The sequence below is a fragment of the Psychrobacter sp. APC 3426 genome (assembly GCF_030408035.1).
Taxonomy (GTDB): Bacteria; Pseudomonadota; Gammaproteobacteria; order Pseudomonadales; family Moraxellaceae; genus Psychrobacter.
In genome coordinates, this window is the sequence record NZ_JASDCF010000013.1 from 16,622 (window position 1) to 34,083 (window position 17,462).

The window sequence follows — 17,462 nt, forward strand, 5'->3', positions numbered from 1 at the left end:
CCCGATATTTAAGCTTAAATATCGGGTTTCATCCAGACTAACAAGTAATGGCTTAAACTAGATTAAGAAAAAGTAAGCCCACAGGCCAATAACCAAAGTTGAAATAATATTGAGTATCACCCCAGTACGAATCATCTCTGACTGCTTAATCAGCCCTGTACCAAAGACAATCGCATTCGGCGGTGTCGCAACTGGTAGCATAAAGGCACAAGATGCACCAATACCGATAACCAGTACCAATACTTCATGTGGCAAGCCCATCTGCTCAGCAATGGCAGCAAATACTGGCACTAATAAGGCTGCTGATGCTGTATTAGAGGCAAATTCTGTCAAAAAGATGATAAATGCTGATACGGCAATCATCACTAAGATAAGCGGTGCAGAAGACAGCGCATTGGCCACCGTCTCGCCCAGTACTAATGAGGCGCCTGACACCTTCAACACCGTTGATAGTGCGATACCGCCACCAAACAGCATCAGTACGCCCCAGTCAGTGTTGTCTGAGACTTGCTTCCATGACACCAAACCTAGACTAACCACTGCTGCTGCTGCTGATAAAGCAACGATAGAGTCGGTATCAGTAATATTCAGTGCAGCGCCGATTTTTTTGGAAAATATCCAGCTCAATGCAGTGATGATAAAGACAATAATCGTCAATACACGAGGTTTGTTCCATTCAATAGGTGCTTCTTGTGACACAGTGACTTTACGATTAAGATTGGGTTTAAGAAATACATACATCGCTCCCAATAATAATGGTAATAACACCAACATCATCGGCACACCAAATTTCATCCAATCGACAAAAGCGATGTCTAGCGCTTTAGCAGCGATTGCGTTAGGCGGTGAGCCAACAATCGTACCCAGACCACCCAAACTGGCAGAATAAGCGATACCCAATAATACAAACACAAACGTACCGCGATCCTTCTCACGGTCTACTTGCGTCAAAATACCAAGTGCCAGTGGCAACATCATCGCGGCCGTAGCAGTATTGGATATCCACATGGATAAAAAGGCAGTCACACCAAATATTAGAAAAACTGCCGTGCCAAGATTACCTCCAGACATTGACAGTATTTTTAGCGCAATTTTTCTATCCAATTGCTGTACATGCAGAGCTGCTGCTAAGGCAAAACCACCAAAGAACAGGTAAATAATTGGGCTAGCAAAACTCTGTAAGCCGATTTTGGCATCGAATTCTGGTATGCCAACCAGTGCACCAACCACAACGACCAGTAGCGCAGTAATGGTAACGTGTATCGCCTCTGTTAGCCATAACACGCCGATAAAGAATAGCAGCGCCAAACCTTTATTGGCATTGATATCAAACGGTAATACATTGTAGATGATTACAGCGATAATCGCCGCAATGGCGACGACTATCAGCCCTTTACCAGTACCCTTCGGAAAGGTGTCGGTAAATAAATACTCATTGCCATCATCAGGAAGATGGCTGTCTAGTTTTTGCGTTGACATATAATGTCCTTATTGCCCCAAAGACAGTGGAAAAAAGACCCTAAATATAAAGACGTAAAGTAGTCATAACGGTAGCGTTATGACTACTTTACATCGCCATCATAGCAGATATATAACAAAAAAATTGCTTAGCAAAACCCTTGGTTCGCTTATGCCAAGCCATAGTTATAAGAACGCTTTAAACTCAATTACTTAGCAAAATAAAAACTTATAGCCGTATGCTTTACGCGTAGAGCGCACTTATAAATAGGACATCGATTTGTTGAGCAGCAAACATTGTGAGCTCTGGTTACACATCGTCACTAAACAAGCGTACACTGTATCTGTACAACAGAACGGTGCTATCCCATACTAAATAGGTGAGTTAAAGCACTAAATATCAATAAATACTCAAAATTTGAAGCTATAAATTCATATTAAAATCGATACTAAGAACCAATAAAAACCATTAGGAGCACCTTATGACAGACGCAAACAAGACTGACTCAACCACTAAAATGGCACCAAAAGATATCAACCAAGATGGTTTGGCCAAAAAAGATCAGCAGCGCACTGATGACTCTGCACTTGATATGATGCAAGGTATGCATGAACATGAAGACCATAAAGAAGAAGGTGAAAAATAAGTAGCCACTTTATGATTGGCTGAAATTAACATAAAAGAGGCACTTATCATTATGATGAGTGCCTTTTTCGTCTGGGTACTCTTTTTTCTGGTAAACGGTCGGAGACATAGTTATATACAAAGGCTGCGCCTAAAACGATAGTGATGGGTACAAACAAAGCGTCGTAACCGACTTTGGCAAACAAGAAGGCACCCACTGCACTGCCCCCACAAAAACAATACCAAATAATTGCTTGAAAGCCTAGCGTGGGTTTGCTTATTGAACGTCCTGCTAGCCAGTTACCAATGGCAGCTCCCATGTCTGATGTCAGTCCCGTCAAATGGGTCGTACGAATGACAGCGCCACTATAAGTTGCCACCATGGCATTTTGCAATCCGCATGCCATTGCTGCTGCTAACTGTCCCAAATAATCATGCTGCTGATACAGCCAATAGCTGGCCATGAGTAGTGCCGCCTCGATATATAGCGCACGTCCATAACGCCGACCTAACTTTAATGAGGCTTGACCAATAACATACCCACTTAATACTGCTCCTGCCAAAAAGGACAACAGTAGCGCACCCACATACAAGATGCTGCGAGCATCCATATAGGCTATTGCAGCGGCAAACAAGCTGACATTACCAGTGACATGCGACACTGACAAATTGGCAAACCCCATTAACGCTGCTGTATTGACACAGCCGGCACTAAACGCCAGTACCGCGCCGCCCCACAATATCCACTTAGGTAACTTGGTTATCATATCTGCTGCCTACAGGCTTATCAGAAAAAAGCTCATAGTATAACCAAAAAAGGCAACCGATTGGCTGCCTTCTGTCTGTTTTAACATTTTCAGCGCAGAATTCCCCTACCTCTAAAGTAGAGGGATGAATGCGTCAGACTTTTGATATGGTACAATAGCTTCATGCCAAAACAAATCCTAAAAGCCCATAAAGTAAGATTATACCCCAATGAAGAACAGCAAATATTCTTTGCCAAATCATTCGGCTGTACACGCTTTATCTGGAATAGGATGCTTAGTGACAAGATTGAGCATTACAACGAGCATAAGACCGAGCTTAAAAATACTCCTGCTCACTATAAGAAAGAGTTTGATTGGCTCAAAGAAGTCGATAGCCTGGCACTGGCGAATGTGCAGCAGAACCTAAGAGCCGCTTATAGTAAATTCTTCAAAGGCGGTTTTGGCTTTCCTAAGTTCAAGAAAAAAGGCCATCGTGACAGCTACACCACCAATAACCAAAAAGGCACAGTAGCGATCACAGACAGCACCGTTAAGCTGCCTAAGATTGGTCATATCAAAGCCAAGTTTCCAGCCAAGATAAAAGGTTTGATTAAGAGCGCCACGGTCAGTAAAGATCCTACAGGAAAATATTTTGTCAGCCTATTGGTTGAAACTATCGTAGAGCCGTTGCTAAAAACTCACTCAAGAATAGGCATTGATTTAGGACTGACTGACTTTATCGTCTTATCGGACGGCAGCAAAGTTGCTAATCCTAAGTTTCTATCTAAGCTGCAACATAAGCTTGCGCGAGAACAGAAAATACTGGCCAAGCGTAGAGCCGTTGCTAAAGCGAATCAACGCAAGCTGTCAGAGAGCCGCAACTATCAAAATCAAAAAGTTAAAGTCGCTAAGGTATATGAAAAAATAACCAATATCCGAAAAGACTTTCTACACAAACTCTCATTCAATCTCATCAAAAACCACGATGTGATTGCGATAGAGGACTTAAACGTCAAAGGCATGGTTAAGAATAGAAAGTTATCTAAAGCCATATCAGACAGCTCATGGTCAACCTTCACCACCATGCTGAACTACAAGGCTGAATGGTACGGTAAAGCGCTAATCAAGGTTGATAGATGGTATCCATCTTCTAAGACCTGCTCAGGCTGTGGTCACTTACTGACTAAGGCTGAGCTACCATTACAGGTGAGATCATGGAATTGCCCCAGCTGCTTGCAATCCAACGATAGAGACATCAACGCCAGTATCAATATCCTCAACGAAGGATTGAAGTTGGCAACAATCAAAACCGTCGGTGCGACGGGGTTAGCTTAGTCCATTTGCCTAACCGCTGATACAAAACATCGTATCAAGTATGGGTATTACCTAAGAAACCGCCACCTCTTTAGGTGGTCGGTAGTTCATGGTAGAGTGATTCTGCATATCATTGTTAACAAGTCCTGGTTATAACAAATAACTATTTTTGTTCATCAATCATCATGAGCTGCTCACTGATGGCAACGGTATTAAAACCTGCATCGACGAACATAATCTCTCCAGTAATCCCAGACGCCCACGGTGATAGTAAAAATAAGGCTGCATTACCTACTTCTGTTTGAGTGATATTGCGCTGTAACGGCGCTATCTTTTCGCTGATATCGAGCATCTTACGAAATGATTTGATACCGCTGGCTGCAAGGGTACGGATAGGACCTGCCGAAATAGCATTGACACGAATACCCTCACCGCCCATAGAGGTGGCCAAATAGCGAACACTGGCTTCTAGACTCGCCTTTGCCATACCCATGACATTATAGTTTGGTAATACTGAAATACTGCCTTCATAAGTCAGTGTCAACATCGAGCCGTGACGCATAGCCAACAGCTCGCGTGCTTCTTTGGCCAATGCCACAAAGCTATAGCTTGAGATATCATGTGCGATATGACTACCTTCACGAGTGGTAGCGCTGACAAAATCTCCATCCAGCTGATCCATCGGCGCAAAGCCAATCGCATGGACAACACCATCAATACCGTCGCCCCAATGATTACTGACTTGCTCAAAACAAGCAGCGATAGACTCATCCGATGCCACATCACACTCTAGTACCAAATCTGCCTCAAATTTCTCTGCTGCCATATCGACGCGTTTTTTTATTTTGTCGTTAGGGTAAGTCAGAATCAATGATGCGCCTTCACGATGTAACGCTTCTGCGATAGCCCAGGCGATAGATAATTTGCTTGCGATGCCAGTTACGACGAATCGTTGTCCTTGCAATAGCATAATATTTCCTTTTAAGTCGATCGAGGTCATTTAGATAAGTGGTCATTCAAATAATAAGTTATGTAAGGTGTGTTCTTATTTTAAAAACTTGGCTAAAAATAGCGAAATAACATTCAAATTTGAAGATAGCCCATTATACATGAATTGATTTAAGTAAACAGTCGTAAACTGTATTTACTTCCACTCTTTTGGTTTGTAACTTTGTCTAATAATAGCACCCAATTCTGATAAAACAACTAACTGCCAACCACAGCGGTATGAAGTTAAGTAGATTTCGAGTATAATCACAGCCCTTCCCAGCTTGCACAATTTTTTTATAAAAATCCTTTATAACCATTGTTTATAACCAAGGATTTAGCGTTAAGCTACACCCACATTTTGGATGGCTGCCAAACTTATGAGTAACACCCCAATAACAATTCCAGATTATAAAGAAAACATCGAATCCTATCGTCAACTGATTGGATCAACTGGCGAAGACTTGAATCGTCCTGGTTTATTAGACACGCCTGCACGTGCGGCAAAAGCTTTTTCTCATTTAACCCAAGGCTATCATCAAAGCTTGGATGAAGTGGTCAATGATGCTGTATTTCCATCGACAAATCGTGAACTAGTATTGGTACAGAATATTGAGTTTTACTCATTGTGTGAGCATCATATGTTACCTTTTCACGGTGTTGCTCATATCGGCTATTTGCCCAATGGACAAGTGCTAGGTCTGTCGAAGTTTGCTCGCATTGTAGATATGTTTGCCCGTCGTCTACAAATTCAAGAAAACTTAAGTGAGCAAGTTGCACAGACTATTATGGATGTGACTGGCTGTCGCGGTGTGGCAGTCGTAATGGATGCATCGCATATGTGCATGATGATGCGCGGCGTCAGTAAACAGCACTCAACCACGCGTAGTACTGCTATGCTTGGCGAATACGAGCATAACAACCAAGCGCGTAATGAATTTTTGGATGCTGTGCCCAAACGTCGGCCAGCATTTTAATGTGTAAAAGCATTATTGTTAGGATGTGTTGCATACGCCCTAAATAACGAAGAAAAAAGGATACCTAACTGGGTATCCTTTTTTTATAGAAGACTTATGCGTTTTACTCACTCATTCATTGCAAATTAATGCAGGATGATTAATCGTTGAATACCTACTAGCTAGCGGGTGCCACATCATCTATCCAACGCCCATAGCCTTCTGCCTGCATTTGGGCTAATGGTATAAACCGCATCGCTGCTGAGTTCATACAGTAGCGCTTGCCTGTCGGTGCTGGCCCATCATCAAATACATGACCGACATGTGAATCTGCATAGCGACTACGAATCTCAGTACGAGTGCCAAATATTCCTCGATCTGCCTTTTCCACCACTAGATTAGTATTTAGCGGACGAGTAAAGCTTGGCCAACCTGTGCCAGATTTATATTGGTCACGAGAAGAGTACAACGGCTCACCTGATACCACATCGACATACAACCCAGGGTCTTTGTTGTCCCAATATTCGTTATCAAAAGCACGTTCGGTACCGTCCTTTTGAGTCACTTTATATTGAATATCACTGAGCGATTTTTTTAGGGTTTCCTGAGTAGGTTTTATAAACCCATCAGGATTGAAGCCGGCTCTTGTGTTAGCGGTAGATGTTTTAACTCTATCTGTCGTGGCTGTTACCAACTTATCAGGCACTGCTTGACTGGTATTGTCCGCCGTTGGTGTAAACTGACTAAAATCCAACTCATAATCTTTGCCATAGACACTTTCAATAAACTGGTAGCGACCAGAATTAAAAGTATAAGCCTTGTATCGTAGTGGATTCTTCTTATAATAATCTTGATGATACTCTTCAGCAGGATAAAAAGTACTGGCAGGAACAATTTCAATCACAACTGGTTTTTTATAGACGCCAGATGCTTGTAGCGATTGCTTCGCAGCTTCTGCTATCTGCTTTTCTTGCTCATTGTTATAAAAAATAGCGGGACGATACTGAGTACCACGATCTACAAATTGGCCTTTATCATCCGTGGGATCAGCAATTCGCCACAACGCTTGAACGATACCGTTATAGGTGATTTTCGTCGGGTCATAGTATATCTGCGCAGCCTCAGTATGACCTGTACCACCTGCCGATACCGCTTCATAGGTTGGGTTTTGTGTCTGACCACCAGCATAACCTGACACCACCTCTACCACGCCAGGAATACTCTCATAGCCCGATTCGACACACCAAAAACAACCACCAGCGACAGTAGCGACTGCTAAATTTGAATCCGTAGGGGCATAGGGATTATCAATGCGAGTGTTTTTGACAGTATCCGTATTTTCGGTAGCAGCACAACCAACGTATAAAGCACTGCTCGCTATGATAGCCATACCAACAATTTTAGCTGATGACGGATAGCCAATTAGTCGTCGGTGTGTCATGGAAGTCTCCTAAAAATAGAGTCTTGAAATCATCGTAACCTCTAGGTCTCACGGAAATATTCCTAAACTGTTATTTATATTCATACGGCTGAATTAACACCAATAAAAAAAGCTTACTACCTTCCGGTAATAAGCTTTCGTTCATCTAATCGCTAAATGACTTGTACTGCAAATAATTTATGCAACCGCATCTTTAGAATCAGTACCTGCACGATCTGCACTTGCCTGCTTAATTTTCGTTAAGATATCTTTGATTTCAGACGCTGATAGATAAGTTGGTACTGCATAGGTATCACTGACTTCTTTAGCTGCCGCTTTAGCAATGCTATCAAAATCACTGGTTTGCATACCTTTAACGGTTGGATCGATATTTAAGGCAGCAATGAGCTCGCGTACTTGAGCGATTAGGTGATCTGCAATCTCAGAATCATTATTGCTGGCTTGACCATCCTTCACCATACCTGTTCTGCGTGCCAGCGCTGCCAGTCTTTTTTTGCTCGCTTTACGGTTGACGTCCAGTACATAAGGCAACACAATGGCGTTGGCGCGGCCATGAGGAATACTGTAATACGCACCGAGCTGATGGGCGATGGCATGAACATAACCCAGACCTGCTTTATTAAAGGCAATGCCGCCGTAGTGAGCCGCAATGCCCATCTCTTCTCTTGCCTTTAGATTGCCGCCATCTTCATATACGACCGGTAGGTTCTGCATCACAGACTTAACCGCAGAGGCCGCATAATAATCGGTCTCGACGCTAGCATTGGCACTCATCCAAGCTTCTAAGGCATGTGTTAACACATCAATGCCCGTATCGGCTGTGATATGAGCAGGCATGCCTTTCATAATCACAGGGTCAATGGCCGCTGCTAATGGCACCATTCTTGGATCGATAGACAGAGCTTTTTGATGGGTTTTGTCATCTGATACAACAGCCCCAAGTGTCGCTTCTGAACCCGTTCCAGCAGTTGTAGGCACACAATATAATGGCACAGAAGGCTTTCTTGCTTTTAGGATACCGATAAGCTGTTGCGGTTGGCACTTGTTACCTTGTGACATGGCAATCATTTTAGCCGCATCAATCACTGAGCCACCACCGATAGCAATAATTGAGTCGCACTTGGCGTCGATAGATTTTTGCAGTCCCTCTTCCACAACCTTAAAGGTAGGATCTGGCGTAATACCATCATAAACATGATAGCTGATGTTTTTGCTATCTAGATAGTCAGTGACTTTAGCAGGGATACCAAGCTTATTTAATACCGCGTCAGTAACGATAAAGACATTGGTATTACCCTCATTAATAAGCATGTCGCACAGATCCTCACAAGAGGTCTCACCGACAAATAACATCGGTCTTCTGATAGGTACGACGTAAGAAAATGCTTTTAGCACTTTGGCGCGAGTCTTGGCAACTGCCAAATAACCAGCATGTTGCAATGGATTGTTACTCACTAATTTAGCAATACTGTTTTGTTTTTTCATGGGCACAAAAATCCTTTTTGATGAGGCTAATACTAACAACTTGAATCAGCGAATCAGCACCGCTGTCAAAATAAAAATAGAGACACTGCGTCAGCGCCTACATAAAGCAAACTACTGTTTAAACTTATTGTACCACTGCCATTTTTAGGATGTTGCGATTATTATGAACTGCTATGTTCTCACTATTTCTCGCTTTGCCACTGCTTAGTCGACAATTTTTTTGATAAATACGGCACACTCAATTAGCTCATATTAATCCGCTTCTTTGGCCAACCACTGCTTATTATCTTGATCAAAATACCAAATCATTACCACAGGTGCCAAGATGCTCAGCCAAATACCATAAGTGATATATGAACTACCCACCACCTATAGAGGTAGGGGTTTCTTAGGTAATACCCATACTTGATACGATATTTTGTATCAGCGGTTAGGCAAATGGACTAAGCTAACCCCGTCGCACCGACGGTTTTGATTGTTGCCAACTTCAATCCTTCGTTGAGGATATTGATACTGGCGTTGATGTCTCTATCGTTGGATTGCAAGCAGCTGGGGCAATTCCATGATCTCACCTGTAATGGTAGCTCAGCCTTAGTCAGTAAGTGACCACAGCCTGAGCAGGTCTTAGAAGATGGATACCATCTATCAACCTTGATTAGCGCTTTACCGTACCATTCAGCCTTGTAGTTCAGCATGGTGGTGAAGGTTGACCATGAGCTGTCTGATATGGCTTTAGATAACTTTCTATTCTTAACCATGCCTTTGACGTTTAAGTCCTCAATCGCAATCACATCGTGGTTTTTGATGAGAGTGAATGAGAGTTTGTGTAGAAAGTCTTTTCGGATATTGGTTATTTTTTCATATACCTTAGCGACTTTAACTTTTTGATTTTGATAGTTGCGGCTCTCTGACAGCTTGCGTTGATTCGCTTTGGCCACTGCTCTGCGTTTGGCCAGTATTTTCTGTTCTCGCGCAAGCTTGTCTTGCAGCTGCGATAAAAAGGTAGGATTGGCAACTTTCGTGCTGTCCGATAAGACGATAAAGTCGGTCACTCCTAAGTCAATGCCGATGTTAGAGTGTGTTTTTGGCAGTGTTGTAGCGATGGTTTCAACCAGTAGGCTGACATAGTACTTGCCTGATGGGGTGCGGCTGATGGTCGCTGATTTTATTAGGCCGTTTATTTTACTTGGGAGTCTAGCCTTGATATGACCAATCTTAGGCAGTTTGACAGTGCTGTCTGTGATCGCCACTGTGCCTTTTTGGTTGTTGGTCGTATAACTATCCTTAATTCCTTTTTTTTTGAACTTAGGGAAACCTGTGCCGTTCTTAAAGAAGGCGTTATAAGCGGCTCTTAGGTTTTGCTGGACGTTAGCCAACGCCAGGCTATCGACTTCTTTGAGCCACTCAAATTCTTTTTTATAGTGAGCAGGGGTGTTTTTAAGCTCGGTCTTATGCTCGTTGTAATGGTCTATTTTGTCACTAAGCATCCTATTCCAGATAAAGCGTGTACAGCCGAATGATTTGGCAAAGAATATTTGCTGTTCTTCATTAGGGTAGAGCCTGACTTTATAGGCTTTTAGGATTTGTTTTGGCATGAAGCTATTGTACCATATCAAAAGTCTGACGCATTCATCCCTCTACTTTAGAAGTAGGGGAATTCTGCGCTGAAATGTTAAATCCGTGTCGTTATTCAATTCTATCTTCTTAGGCTATAGCACACTTGCCTGCAATAACTGCTGAGCATATGGATGCTCTGGGTTATTGAAAACCTCTTCAGTACGACCATACTCAATACACCTACCTTCTTTTAGCACCATAATATGCTGACATAACGCGCGGACTACTTTTAAATCATGACTGATAAATACATAACTGATTTGCAGTTTTTCCTGAATTTCACGTAGCAAACTGACCACAGTAACTTGCGTGGTGCTATCAAGTGCAGAAGTGGGCTCGTCCAGTATCAATAGACTGGGCTGCATAATGAGTGCTCGCGCAAGCGCCACGCGTTGACGCTGACCACCTGATAGCTCATGTGGATAACGCTGCGCAAACTCTAACGGCAAATGCACAGTAGCAAGACTATCCATTACTGCCTGCTGGCGGGATATTTTATCAACGCCTTGTACTAATAGCCCTTCTTCTACTATCTGCATGACCGTCATACGCGGGTTAATACTGGCAAAGGGGTCTTGAAATACCATTTGAATCTGCGAGCGAAAGGTACGCAGATCGCGTTTTGATAATGCCGAGATATCTTGTCCATTGACCATTATCTGGCCACCGACACGCGCTTGATTGCTGAGTAATTGACTTAGCGCAAGGGCAATCGTGGTTTTCCCAGAGCCTGACTCACCAATGATACCTAGTGCCTGCCCTTTGTGTAGGATCATATCGACATTTTTTACCGCATCAAACCAGCGTTTGGTACCGCCAAATAGACTTTTCTCTACAGGAAACTGCACTTGTAGGTTACTGACTTGCAATACGGTTGGTTGCTCACTGCTATCAGCGAATAAACTTAGCGCCTGCCCAAAGTCTTGCTTAATAAGTGTGCGAGTATAGTCGGCTTTAGGCTGACTAAACACATCTGCAGTTTTCCCCTGCTCAATAGTGTGCCCTTGACGCATAACGATGACTTCATCACTGTAGCGTCTAACCAAATTGAGATCATGGCTGATTAATACCATCGCCATATTGTGCTGACGCTTAAGGTCATCTAACAGGGCGAGAATTTCATGTTGCAAGGTCACATCAAGCGCGGTGGTTGGCTCATCAGCGATTAAAATATCAGGCTGCTGCGCTAATGCCATGGCAATCATTACCCGCTGACGTTGACCACCCGATAGCTCATGCGGATAGCGATTCAGTTTATCAGCAGGGTCAGTAATATTGACATCGTCTAGCAAAGCGATGCTTCTTTCGCGCCATTGCTTTTTGGGTACACCGCTGAGACGCAGAGACTCTGCGATTTGCTTAGCAACCGTATGTAATGGATTGAGCGCCGTCATCGGCTCTTGAAATACCATGCCGATGCGTTGACCACGGATAGAGCGTAGCGCAGCATCACCTGTTTTGTGATTGCTTATCGGCAATGTAGCCATTCCTGTCGCATCTGCTAACTGCACTTCACCAGTAACGGTCAAACTATCGGGTAACAAGCCCAACAGCGCGAGACTGGCAATCGATTTGCCAGAGCCCGACTCACCAACGATGGCTAGCGTTTGCCCTTGCCTAAGCTCATACGTTAGTTTATCGACTAAAGCATTACCTGCATTGGTGGCGATACTAAGCTTATCCACTGTCAGCATGAGCTTATTCTGTGCTTTGCTATGACTGTTATTTAAACGATTATTTTGCTCAGTAGCAGTTATCATATTAGCGTTTATCATCTTATCAGTTGTCATATCAGGAACGCCTCGGATCAAAGGCATCACGCAGCGCTTCGCCAACGAAAATGAGCAATGATAAAATAAAGGTTAAGCTGAAAAATCCAGATAAGGCCAGCCAAGGGGCATCGAGGTTGTTTTTCCCTTGCACCATCAACTCACCAAGCGATGGTGACCCAGGCGGTAAACCATACCCTAAGAAGTCTAGCGCTGTTAAAGCAATGATATTAGCGGTTAGGATAAACGGCAGTTGTGACAAGCTTGAGGCCAACGCATTAGGCAAGATATGTCTGAGCATGATTTGACTGTCCGACACCCCAAGGTTGCGAGCGGCACGGACATAATCAAAATTACGCGCTCGTAAAAACTCTGCCCGTACCAAACCGACCAGCCCCATCCAACCAAATAACAGCATCATCGCAAACAGCATAAAGATACTAGGGCTAAACAAGCTGACCAAAATAATAATCATAAACAGCTGCGGCATACCGCCCCACACCTCCATGAAACGCTGCCCTGCCAAATCTACCCAGCCACCGTAATAGCCTTGTATCGCACCGACAATGATGCCAATCAATGCGCCCGCCAGCGTCAGTGCCAGACCGAACAATAAAGATACGCGCATGCCATAAAGTATGCGCGCCAGCACATCACGGCCTAAATCATCAGTACCAAGCCAATTCTGGCTATTGGGTGGCGCAGGATACGGAATGCCCAGCTCAACGTTTGGCGTCTGATCGGCAAAGGGAATGAGCGGCATCACATAATAACCCTGATCGTTAATCAGCGTTTGCACCGCAGGGTCTTTGTAATTGGTCTCGGTCTCAAATACCCCGCCAAAAGTCGTCTCAGGATATGCTTTTAACACTGGAAAATAGTAATCGCTTTGATACTGCACCAGTAGTGGCTTGTCATTGGCAATCACATTGGCTGCCATACAAATGACAAATATTAGCGCAAAAACAAACAGCGATATAACCCCAAGACGATTATGGCGAAAACGGTTTAGGCGTGCCTGCCAAATAGGATTTAAACGGCGTTTTTTTTCTATAGGAATAGAAGATACGGTTGAGGGCGTTGAAGGTAATGGATGACTTGACATTAACGCCCCTCAAAATCAATACGAGGATCAATCAAGTGATAACTTAAATCACTGATTAACTGTAATAACAGCCCCACCAAGGTAAAGATAAATAGTGTCCCAAATATCACTGGATAATCGCGCTGCTGAATGGCTTCGAAACCTAACAGCCCCAAACCATCAAGCTTAAAGATAATCTCAATGAGGAAGTTACCAGCAAAGAAAATCCCAACGATAGCCGCTGGAATACCGGCGATAATAATCAGCATCGCATTACGAAAGACATGGCCATATAGAACTTGACGCTCACCTAAGCCTTTGGCTCGTGCGGTGAGGACGTATTGCTTACCCAGCTCCTCTAAAAAGCTAAACTTGGTCAAATAGGTTAAGCCTGCAAAACCACCAACGGTACTTGCTAGCAGCGGCAGTGCCAGATGCCAAAAGTAATCTTTCACTTTACCAAGTACGCTTAACTGATCAAAATTCTCGGAGGTCAATCCTTGCAATGGAAAAATGTTCCAGTAGCTACCACCCGCAAAAAACACCAATAATATAACAGCAAACACAAACACAGGAATCGCATGGCCAATAGCAAGCAGCATAGCAGTGAATTTATCAATCCCCGAACCATGATGCATGGCTTTATAAACCCCGAGTGGAATGGCGATCATATAAATCAGCAGTGTACTCCAAAGCCCTAGCGAGATCGATACGGGTAGTTTCTCTATAATCAGGTCGGTCACCGTCTGACCTTTAAAAAACGACTCACCAAAATCTAACTGGGCATAGTTCTTTAGCATTAGCCAAAAACGCTCAGGGGCTGACTTGTCAAAGCCGTATTGGGCATTAATTGCCGCAACCATCTCCTCCGATAGACCACGCGTACCTTGATAAGTGCTATCGTTGCCGCCTGCACTGCCCGCGCCGATATTACCACCGAGCACACTGTCCTTTGCACCTTGCTCGATCAGTGCCAGTTGCTGCTCAACAGGACCACCAGGCGCTGCTTGGACAATCACAAAGTTTGCCAGCAATATCAAAAATAGCGTCGGTAATATCAGTAGCAATCTTTTTAAGATATAACGACCCATAATGGCAGCTTCCTAAAATAAACAGGTATGACAACTTAGCGTTTAGAAGTTATTTTTAAGCTCACGTAAAGCGGCAAATACAGTCAAAGACTTCTCATCATCGATAGTCAATCTAGATTTCACACCTGCAATCACGCTTGGCTCTTGCGTCCGCAAAAACACGTTTATCGCACGCTCATGTTCTAAGGTCACAGGTAATGTTGGAATGCCTTGGGCAGTTTTCTCTTCAGCTTGCGCCAATGCTTGCTGCATCGCTTCATTAGCAGGCTCAATAGATAGGCCGAAGCGTAGATTGCTGGCAGTATATTCGTGAGCTGGATACAGCAGCGTCTCAGCTGGTAAGCCATTTAAACGCTTAAAGCTCTCATGCAACTGCTCAATTGTCCCAGTAAACACACGTCCACAGCCCGCACTAAACAAGGTATCCCCGCAAAAACAATGCTTACTACCATCGATATCTAGTATATAAGCCATGTGACTGGCGGTGTGACCTGAGACATCCCAAACTTGCGCGGAGCAGCCCCAAGCACTTACGGTGCTGCCATCTTTAATGGTTTGATCTTCATCTACCGTATGCTCACTGTGTGCGACCAGATGCGTCATCGGATAAGATTCTTGTAGCTCTGCGACGCCGCCGATATGATCATGATGATGATGAGTGGTCCAAATAGACGTCAGCTCCAACTCATTTTCTTCTAAATAAGCAATGACTGGCTCAGCTTGACCCGGATCAATGACAATGGCCTGCTTATTATTTTCATTAATGAGTGTCCAAATGTAGTTATCATTGAACGCTTTGATCGGGTGAATACGAATACTCATATTGAATCCTTACCAGTAGTTATCTTTATTGCTAATGTTTTTTATCAAAATTTTGATATGAAATAAAACTTAAAAATCACTATCATTTATTGTTTTAAATATTGATTAACACGTGACTCTGCTTCTTTATCAACCCACCAATAGTCGATACCGACGGCATTGGTTGGTAGCTTTTCAGTGTGGCGATACTGATCCCAATAGGCCACATTGGTGCCAGACTTGCCATATAACGGTACTAAATAATGACCCGCACGCAGCAGACGATCGAGTACTTTAGTATATAAAATAATCTCGTCACGATTTTCAGCATTCGCAAGCTTGGCTGTTATTTCATCGACGGCTGTGTTTTTGATACCGGCTGTATTTCTATTACCGGGTTGATCAGCCGCCGCGCTACCCCAAAATGCCGCTTGCTCAGCACCAGGCGATAGACTCTGGGCAAATACATCAACCACCATATCATAATCAAAACGGCGCACACGCTCGTAATATTGCGGACCATCCACTTGGCGGAGAGTCGCATCGAATCCTAAGCGTTTTAAATTTCGAATATAAGGTAGTAATACACGGCCCATGGTTTCGCCCGTCATCAAAATCTCAATCTGAGCAAGCGCGCCATCAGGCTGATATAGCTGCATATCTTCATAGTAAAAGCCTGCATCTAGCAATAGCTGTCTGGCTTGTAATAATCCTTCGCGATTAAAACCACTACCATCACTGGTGGGCAGTTGCCATTCTGCTAACACCGCTTGACGTTGAACGGGTTCAAGCTTCGATAGCAATGGACTCAGCACCTGCATCTCAGCAGCAGATGGCGTACCCGTAGCGGCAAGCTCTGAGCCATGAAAAAAGCTTTGCAGACGCTCATACTGCCCATGAAACAATGTTTTATTCATCCATTCAAAGTCATAAGCTGCGGTCAATGCTTGGCGGACGCGAATGTCTTGAAAAATTGGTCGACGCATATTCATGACGAGTGCTTGCATCGGTACGGGATTTTCGCTGCTGATGCTTTCTTTGTTAATCATACCTGCTTTGACGGCTGGGAAATTGTAACCGGTTGCCCAATTAGAAGCTTTATTCTCCGGACGGAAACGATATTGCCCTGATTTAAAACCCTCAAAAGCAATCTCATCACTTTGATAATAGACAAACTTAATCATATCAAAGTTATAACGACCGCGATTGACCATCAAATCACGCCCCCAATAATTAGGATCACGTATATAACTGACCGAGCGTCCTGCATCAACGCGTCCGAGCTTATAAGGCCCACTACCCATCAATGGCGTTAAGCTAATTTTTTCAAAGTCAGCATCGATAGAAGTTTTGGCAAAAACAGGAAACTGCCCGACTGTTAATAGAATCTCTTTATTGTCATCAGAAGCAAAGACAAACTTCACTCGTTGCTTATCAATAATTTCAATATCTTTAATATCGCCCAAATAGCTACGAATATACATCGGCCCTTTATTCAGTATCGCATCATAAGTGGCTTTGACATCGTGACTGGTTACCGCTGAACCATCCCAAAAGCGGGCGGCAGGGTTAATATGATAGATAATCCAACTGGTATCCTCTGGGTCATAAGTCACCTTACTTGCCAGCTGCGGATACATGGTAAAGGCTTCATTTAGTGAGCCAGTCATCAAAGTATCATATAAATAGTCCGTACCAACCATCGCCACGCCTGTGGTCATCCATTTATTGGCCGCATTAAAGGTACCACGTGCATCAAGCGAGAGCGTGCCACCTGTCGGCGCATTTGGATTGGCGTAGGGCATAAAGGGCACGTCAATATACTCGGTGGTACTATTATGACCAAGCGCAGTAGTAGTGATTGGCACCGCGATACTGGCTGGAATCCAACTCACAACTGCCACTAACAGGACAGTTTTTAGCATGGTATTTTTTATCATAATAAAGTTATAACAAACCCCTCTGCTAAACCAAATGGATATATGGAGAATTTACCTAATGACTGAAAGTCTATTGCATCTTAAATGAGAACTAAACGAAAAAACGCCATATCATAAGCTCTCATAACTACTGCAAAATTTTATCATA

The 17,462-nt window shown here is 43.6% G+C and carries 14 protein-coding genes; 3 read left to right on the forward strand and 11 right to left on the reverse strand.

From position 1 onward, the window contains the following. Positions 1–57: 57 nt before the first annotated feature. Entirely contained in the window at positions 58–1,479 is a 1,422-nt protein-coding gene (locus QL919_RS08160; RefSeq protein ID WP_290189063.1) for a DASS family sodium-coupled anion symporter, read from the reverse strand. Between the two features lie 461 nt (positions 1,480–1,940). On the opposite strand from QL919_RS08160, the gene QL919_RS08165 reads away from it, so the two are divergent. Further along, positions 1,941–2,105, forward strand: coding sequence for a hypothetical protein (locus tag QL919_RS08165; RefSeq protein WP_290189064.1), 165 nt, complete (start codon positions 1,941–1,943; stop codon positions 2,103–2,105). Between the two features lie 49 nt (positions 2,106–2,154). Here QL919_RS08165 and QL919_RS08170 read toward each other — a convergent pair whose 3' ends face one another. Continuing rightward, the gene (locus tag QL919_RS08170) at positions 2,155–2,850 is read right to left on the reverse strand and encodes a YoaK family protein (RefSeq protein ID WP_290189065.1); all 696 of its coding nucleotides are present in this window, start codon (positions 2,848–2,850) and stop codon (positions 2,155–2,157) included. A 162-nt stretch (positions 2,851–3,012) separates the two neighbouring features. On the opposite strand from QL919_RS08170, the gene tnpB (QL919_RS08175) reads away from it, so the two are divergent. After that, positions 3,013–4,164 carry an IS200/IS605 family element RNA-guided endonuclease TnpB gene (tnpB, locus tag QL919_RS08175; RefSeq protein WP_290189066.1) on the forward strand — a complete coding sequence of 384 codons (1,152 nt, stop codon included), beginning with the start codon at positions 3,013–3,015 and terminating at the stop codon, positions 4,162–4,164. A gap of 142 nt (positions 4,165–4,306) precedes the next feature. On the opposite strand, the gene QL919_RS08180 is transcribed toward tnpB (QL919_RS08175), so the two are convergent. Beyond that, positions 4,307–5,113, reverse strand: a complete 807-nt coding sequence (locus tag QL919_RS08180; protein WP_290189067.1) for an enoyl-ACP reductase — start codon at positions 5,111–5,113, stop codon at positions 4,307–4,309. A 397-nt stretch (positions 5,114–5,510) separates the two neighbouring features. On the opposite strand from QL919_RS08180, the gene folE reads away from it, so the two are divergent. Beyond that, a complete protein-coding gene (folE, locus tag QL919_RS08185; RefSeq protein WP_290189068.1) occupies positions 5,511–6,107 on the forward strand; it encodes a GTP cyclohydrolase I FolE in 597 nt (198 codons plus the stop codon). Positions 6,108–6,264: 157 nt separating this feature from the next. Here the strand turns inward: folE and msrA are convergent, their stop codons facing one another. The 8 genes from msrA to QL919_RS08225 form a co-directional block, all read right to left on the reverse strand. After that, positions 6,265–7,527 carry a peptide-methionine (S)-S-oxide reductase MsrA gene (gene msrA / locus QL919_RS08190; protein ID WP_290189069.1) on the reverse strand — a complete coding sequence of 421 codons (1,263 nt, stop codon included), beginning with the start codon at positions 7,525–7,527 and terminating at the stop codon, positions 6,265–6,267. Positions 7,528–7,704: 177 nt separating this feature from the next. After that, positions 7,705–9,012: an iron-containing alcohol dehydrogenase gene (locus QL919_RS08195; protein WP_290189070.1), complete on the reverse strand. Its 1,308-nt coding sequence runs from the start codon at positions 9,010–9,012 to the stop codon at positions 7,705–7,707. 443 nt (positions 9,013–9,455) lie between these two features. Then, positions 9,456–10,607: an IS200/IS605 family element RNA-guided endonuclease TnpB gene (gene tnpB, locus QL919_RS08200; protein WP_290189071.1), complete on the reverse strand. Its 1,152-nt coding sequence runs from the start codon at positions 10,605–10,607 to the stop codon at positions 9,456–9,458. Positions 10,608–10,721: 114 nt separating this feature from the next. Next, positions 10,722–12,419 (reverse strand): dipeptide ABC transporter ATP-binding protein, encoded by a 1,698-nt coding sequence (locus tag QL919_RS08205; protein ID WP_290189072.1) that lies wholly within the window; start codon positions 12,417–12,419, stop codon positions 10,722–10,724. A 1-nt stretch (position 12,420) separates the two neighbouring features. Beyond that, positions 12,421–13,503 carry an ABC transporter permease gene (locus QL919_RS08210; RefSeq protein WP_227692050.1) on the reverse strand — a complete coding sequence of 361 codons (1,083 nt, stop codon included), beginning with the start codon at positions 13,501–13,503 and terminating at the stop codon, positions 12,421–12,423. Next, complete coding sequence (gene yejB, locus QL919_RS08215; protein WP_290189073.1) at positions 13,503–14,573, reverse strand: microcin C ABC transporter permease YejB; 1,071 nt, start codon at positions 14,571–14,573, stop codon at positions 13,503–13,505. The genes QL919_RS08210 and yejB overlap by 1 nt, the downstream gene beginning before the upstream one ends. A 42-nt stretch (positions 14,574–14,615) precedes the next feature. After that, on the reverse strand, positions 14,616–15,395 hold the full coding sequence (gloB, locus tag QL919_RS08220; RefSeq protein WP_201566446.1) for a hydroxyacylglutathione hydrolase: 780 nt from the start codon (positions 15,393–15,395) through the stop codon (positions 14,616–14,618). 86 nt (positions 15,396–15,481) lie between these two features. Continuing rightward, a complete protein-coding gene (locus QL919_RS08225) occupies positions 15,482–17,314 on the reverse strand; it encodes an extracellular solute-binding protein (protein ID WP_290189074.1) in 1,833 nt (610 codons plus the stop codon). Positions 17,315–17,462 lie beyond the last annotated feature (148 nt).